This is a genomic window from Vibrio sp. Vb1554 (assembly GCF_033344235.1).
Genome location: NZ_JAWPOJ010000332.1, coordinates 1 through 1,155 on the forward strand (window position 1 = coordinate 1; position 1,155 = coordinate 1,155).

Here is a 1,155-nt window from a genome sequence, read left to right on the forward strand (position 1 = left end):
CTACTGTTGAAACCTGACGTACCGCCGACAAAAGATTCAAACGCCAATTCATTTGAGTACGCTTTTTTAGTGATGATGTTAATGACACCACCCGTCGCACCAGCCCCATAAATGGAAGTCGCGCCTGACAGTACTTCAATTCGTTCGATGTTGAACGGGTCAATCGCATCCAATTGACGACTGATAGGACGAGAAGATTGCAGAGAAACGCCATCAATCATGACCAACATGGCTCTGCCACGCAGATTTTGGCCGTAGTTTGTTCGGCCGCCAGTGCCAACATCTAAAGAAGGGATCGTCGCAGAAAGAATATCACCCAGAGTTTTACCTGCTCGGTATTGTTGAGCAATTTCTTCTTGCCCTACAAACCAAACCGTACCGGGAATATCAGAGATGGATTTTGGCATGACGCTGCCAACCACGACTAATTGTTCATCTGCTGCGTTTTGAGACGCCAGTTGCTGAGCTTGTTCCGCAGCCAATGCGTGCGCTGCATATCCACTGCTCATCGCTAATACGATGAGGTTTAAAGAGAACTTCCTATTTGTCATTGTATTTATCTTTTTGTTGTAGCCAAAGAATCGACAATGATACTTATTATCAATAACAAATCGAGCACTGTTACATAGGTTAACGAATTGTTAACTATTGCTCTTTTGCATGATTAACTGACGGTTTTTTGCAGCTCTCGGGCAGTCCTCGCAGAGCTTTCTTCCTTCACACTTGTACACCAAGCAGCAGCTTTTTCTGACCAGTTTGATCGGTTGCTCGTGAGGCACACCATGCAAAGCATCGATATGACGCTCATCCAGCCCCAGAGCACTAAGCCACAAGCTAGCGTGCTCTTTAATGATGGCATCGGTCAGTTGAGGGAAATGTTGCTGTAACCTTAACAAGCACGCCAAAATACCGTCTGACATCAACTGATGAGTAAACCCCGGACGAATGCGAATCCACTCGTTCATCTGTTCTTGATAAAAATCGAACAAAGCTCGAATTTGACGCCCTGCCTGCGTAATCAATATTGTGTGATCACCTTGAATATGTTCCTGATCCGCAAAGCGAAATCCTCTTACAAAGCAGGGCTGTAAGTACTGCGCCATATTGCGTAAATTCGGGAGCGATTGAAAACCGTAGATAGAGACAAGCGCAACG

The 1,155-nt window shown here is 45.5% G+C and carries 2 protein-coding genes; both read right to left on the reverse strand.

Going from position 1 to position 1,155, the window contains the following annotated elements; all coding sequences use genetic code 11:
* Nucleotides 1-551, reverse strand: a 551-nt coding sequence (locus R8N28_RS26065; RefSeq protein WP_318183764.1) for a TonB-dependent receptor plug domain-containing protein, incomplete at its 3' end; no start/stop codon positions are given.
* Between the two features lie 90 nt (nt 552-641).
* Nucleotides 642-1,155, reverse strand: a 514-nt coding sequence (locus R8N28_RS26070; protein ID WP_318183765.1) for a siderophore ferric iron reductase, incomplete at its 5' end; no start/stop codon positions are given.